Genomic DNA, 4,353 nt, shown 5'->3' with positions numbered 1-4,353 from the left:
CGACCTGCTCGACGCCGACGCCGCGTACCTGCTGCTCACCACCGACGACGAGAGCGAGTTCGAGGTCCGCGCCGCGCCCGATGCGGATGAACGACGCCGCCTGCGACCCGGCCGGCCGGTTCTGGGCGACCAGCATGGCGGCGGACGCGGCCCCGGGGGCCGGTTCGCTGTACCGGATCGGCCCGGACGGCTCGGCGCAGCGGGTGCTGACCGGGCTGAGCGTCCCCAACGGTCCGGCCTTCGACCCGTCCGGGCGCACGCTCTACCTGGCCGACAGCGCCCGGGGCCTGATCGGGGCCCACGCCGTCGACCCCGGCACCGGTGAGTTGGGCCCGGCCCGGCCGCTGGTCCGCCTGGCGCCGTACGAGGGGAAGCCGGACGGCATGACGGTGGACGACCACGGCTTCCTCTGGGTCGCGCTGTGGGGTGCGGGGCGGGTGCACCGCTATGACCCCGAGGGCGGGCTGCGGGAGTCGGTCGCGGTGCCGACCGCGCACGTGAGCAGTGTGGCCTTCGGCTGCGGGCGGATGTACGTCACCACCGCCCTGCACCGACTGGCCGACCCCGGCCCGCTGGCGGGCGCGGTCCTGGCCCGGCCCTCGACGGTCACCGCGCCCGCCGCCGCGCCCTACCGTCCGGGCCCGTCATGGCCGCCCCCCGGATGACGGCCCGGCCGTGGTCGCCGACGAACCGGCCTCCACCTCTGGCGGGTATTTCGTATATCGCATATGTTGGAAGCATCCACGGCGCCTCTCCCCTCAAGTGGAGCCACGATGAGCACAACCCCACCCGCCACCCCGCCGCGGCGCACCGGCGCCCGGCACCGCACCACCGCGCACGGCCGCCCCCCGGGACCGGCCGGCACCACCGCACCGACCAAGGGCACGCCAGTGAACAGCACCTCCGGCGCCACCTCGACCAGGCGCACGATGCTGGCCGGCACCGTCGGAACCGTCATGGAGTGGTACGACTTCAGCCTCTACGGACTCGCCTCCGCACTGGTCTTCGGCCCGCTCTTCTTCGGTTCCTCCGGCACCGGCGCCACGCTGGCCTCCTTCGCCACCTTCGGCGTCGGCTTCGCCGCCCGCCCGATCGGCGGCATCCTCTTCGGCCACCTCGGCGACCGCGTCGGCCGCAAGCGGGTCCTGCTGATCACCCTGATCGCCATGGGCGCCGCCACCACCCTGGTCGGCGTCCTGCCCACCCACGCCACCGCGGGCGTCTGGGCACCGGTCCTGCTGATCGTCCTGCGGATCGCCCAGGGCGTGGCGGTCGGCGGCGAGTTCGCCGGCGCCACCCTGCTCACCGTCGAGAACGCGCCGCCCGGGCGGCGCGGCCTGTACGGCGCCGTCCCCGCGATGGGCACCGGCGCCGGGTTCGTGCTGGCCACCGCGGTCTTCGGCACCGTCTCCCTGCTGCCCGACGACGCCTTCCTCAGCTGGGGCTGGCGCATCCCGTTCCTGCTCAGCGTCGTCCTGATCGCCTTCGGGCTGTGGCTGCGCCGCGGCATCGCCGAGACCCCCGCCTTCACCGCCCTGGAACGGCACGGGGCCACCGTCCGCTTCCCGATCGGGGTCCTCCTGCGCCGCCACCCCGGCGCCCTGCTGAGGGTCGTCGGGATCACCGTCTCGGGTTTCGTCTGGGGCTACCTCATCCAGGCCTTCGCCCTCTCGTACGCCACCAAGAACCTCGGCATCCCCCGCTCCACCATGCTCTGGTGCATCGCCCTCGCCTCCGCCCTGGAGATCGTCGCCATCCCGTTCTGGGGCTGGCTCTCCGACCGCGTCGGCCGACGGGCGGTGATCGGCGCCGGGCTCCTGTGCACCGCCGCCTACGCCTTCCCCTTCTTCACCCTGCTGGAGACCCGCAGCGGACCCCTGGTCCTGCTCGCCCTGGTGATCGCCGTCCCGGTCTGCAAGGACATGGTCTTCGGCCCGCAGGCCGCCCTGGTCGCCGAACAGTTCGACGCCCGGATCCGCTTCAGCGGGGTCAGCGTCGGCCGCGAGTTCGGCGGCGCGCTGTTCGGCGGCACCGCCCCCTTCGTCGCCACCGCACTCGTCGCGGCCGGCGGATCCACCACCCCCGTCGTCCTCTACGTCCTCGCCGCCTGCGCGGTCACCGCGCTCGCCGTCCTCAGCGGCCGCGAGACCGCCCGCGGCGCGATCAGAACCGACACCTGACCCGCTCCACCACCCTCCCCGCCACCCGGGCAGGGCCCAGCACCCCAGGAGAGAACCCCGTGAGTACCCAGCCCCTGCGCATCACCAAGGTCGAGGCGATGGCCCTGTCCGCCAGCTTCGACGACCTGTACGACTCCCCCGAGGACGTGCCGGACTGGCTGCGGTACCCGGCCTCCAGCCACCTGGTACTGCCCCGCCGCGGGCAGTACGCGACCCTCGTCAAGGTGCACACCGAGGACGGCTCGGTCGGCATCGGCGAGGCGTACGGCCTGCCCAGCCCCCAGGTCACCGCCACCGTCGTCGCCACCGTCCTGGCCCCGCTGCTGATCGGCCAGGACGCCCTGGCCACCGGCGCCGTGTGGGAGCGGCTGTTCCAGGGCCAGGCCGCCGGCGGCCACAACCGCGGCTTCTACCTCGAAGCCATGGCCGGCATCGACCTCGCCCTGTGGGACCTGCGCGGCAAGCTCGCCGGCGTACCCGTCCACCGCCTCCTCGGCGGCCCCATCCGCGAGACCGTCGACTGCTACGCCAGCCCCGTCGCCCTGCACGCCGACCCCGAGGACTCCGCCCGCCAGGCCCTCGGCTTCGTCGACTCCGGCTTCAAGGCCCTCAAGGTCAAGATCGGCCGCGGCGAGCGCACCGACCGCGCCCACCTCACCGCCGTCCGCGCCGCCGTCGGCGACGGCATAGAGATCCTCACCGACGTCAACTGCGCCTACGACCTCGACGAGGCCACCCGGGTCGGCGCCGTCCTCGCCGACCTCGGCATCTCCTGGTACGAGGAGCCGCTCCAGGTCGACGACCTCGCCAACCTCGCCGAGCTGCGCCGCCGTACCGGCCTGACGGTCGTCAACGGCGAGACCCACTTCACCCGCTTCGACCTGCGCGACTCGCTGCTCAACCGCGCCATCGACGTCTTCATGCCGAACGTCGCCCGCTGCGGCGGCATCACCGAGGCCATGCGCCTGTCCGCCCTCGCCTCCGCCTTCCACGTCGACATCGCCCCGCACGGCGTCGGCTCCGGCGTCAGCCTCTGCGCGGCCCTGCAACTCTGCGCGGCCACGCCCAACCTGCGCACCTACGAGTACAACCGGCTGCCCAACCCGATCCGGGAGAACATCCTGCTCAACCCGCCGAAGTTCACCGACGGCGCGCTGGTCGTCCCGACCGGCCCCGGCCTGGGCTTCGAACTGGACGAGGACGCCGTCGACCGGTACGTGATCGCCCGGTTCTGACCCCTCGGCCCCCTGGCCGCCGGACCGGTTTGAGGGAACCGGTCCGGCCTCCGGCCGCGGTGGCGGGCGGCCTCTGCCCTGACTCCGCCCGCCACCGCACTCCGGACACCCCCCGACATACCCCATCCCCCGTGACCCCCGGGCCGCGGAACGGCACCGTCAGCCGTTCCGCGGCCCGGGCTTTCGGCGTTCCCGGATGCGGCGGGGACGTCTCCCCGGCATCTGCGGCCCGGAGCCGGCGCCGGGCCCGCTCCGGGCATGACGAGGCCGACCGGGCTCTCCGAGGGCGGGGCGGGCGCGGAGGTGATGTCGGCAACACCGGCGATGACCTGCCCGTTCGGCCACGTCCTGGCAGGCGGCCGGAGGTTCCGCGGTCCGATTCACCCGCACCGCCGGGCAGTTGGGCCGGCCGGACGGCACGTCCCGGGCCGCGTTCGCGGCGGTCCTCCGGGGAATCCGACGGGTGGTGGCGCAGTCCGGGGCCGTTGGGGATGGTCGCGGTGGTGGTCCGCGCTCCGCGGACCGGTACCTCGGCCGACGGCACCGGCATCCAGGTCCGCGGGCTGGTCCGGACGCGTCGGCTCGCCTGGGCGGACGTCGAGGACATCAGGGCGGAGGGCGTGTCGTCCGCCGGTGACCGGACGGTGATGCCGGAGGTGGCCGTGTACGCCCACCTGTCCGGCGGCCGGCGCGTACGGCTCGTCCACGTGAACGACCTGCACCTCGGCTCGCGCGTCCGGGTCGAGTCGGAGGTCGCCGCCCTGCGCGAGGCCCGGGCCGAACTGTGCGGCGCGGGGAAGGTGTCGGGCTCGGCGTCCGCCTGACCGCGCGTCCCCCGGCACGGAGCCGGACGACGTCCCCACGGCATGCCGCGGGCCCCCCCCGCGGCCCCCCAGGGCTAAGCCGGGCGCGCGGCACACACCCGGGACCCCCCCCAG

4 protein-coding genes are annotated in these 4,353 nt (G+C 74.5%); all 4 read left to right on the top strand.

Going from position 1 to position 4,353, the window contains the following annotated elements; genetic code table 11:
• Positions 1-80 precede the first annotated feature (80 nt).
• The 4 genes from ACWEQL_RS41265 (at position 81) to ACWEQL_RS41250 (ending at position 4,239) form a co-directional block, all read left to right on the top strand.
• Positions 81-665: an SMP-30/gluconolactonase/LRE family protein gene (locus tag ACWEQL_RS41265; protein ID WP_452156588.1), complete on the top strand. Its 585-nt coding sequence runs from the start codon at positions 81-83 to the stop codon at positions 663-665.
• Positions 666-773: 108 nt separating this feature from the next.
• The gene (locus tag ACWEQL_RS41260) at positions 774-2,180 is read left to right on the top strand and encodes an MFS transporter (RefSeq protein ID WP_452156586.1); all 1,407 of its coding nucleotides are present in this window, start codon (positions 774-776) and stop codon (positions 2,178-2,180) included.
• 59 nt (positions 2,181-2,239) lie between these two features.
• Positions 2,240-3,415 carry a mandelate racemase/muconate lactonizing enzyme family protein gene (locus ACWEQL_RS41255; RefSeq protein ID WP_452156584.1) on the top strand — a complete coding sequence of 392 codons (1,176 nt, stop codon included), beginning with the start codon at positions 2,240-2,242 and terminating at the stop codon, positions 3,413-3,415.
• A gap of 500 nt (positions 3,416-3,915) precedes the next feature.
• Positions 3,916-4,239 (top strand): PH domain-containing protein, encoded by a 324-nt coding sequence (locus tag ACWEQL_RS41250; RefSeq protein WP_452156582.1) that lies wholly within the window; start codon positions 3,916-3,918, stop codon positions 4,237-4,239.
• Positions 4,240-4,353: the final 114 nt, after the last annotated feature.

The organism is Kitasatospora sp. NPDC004240 (assembly GCF_053603215.1).
Note: the sequence above shows the minus strand (reverse complement) of the source record. Positions and strands in the feature narration are given on the sequence as shown.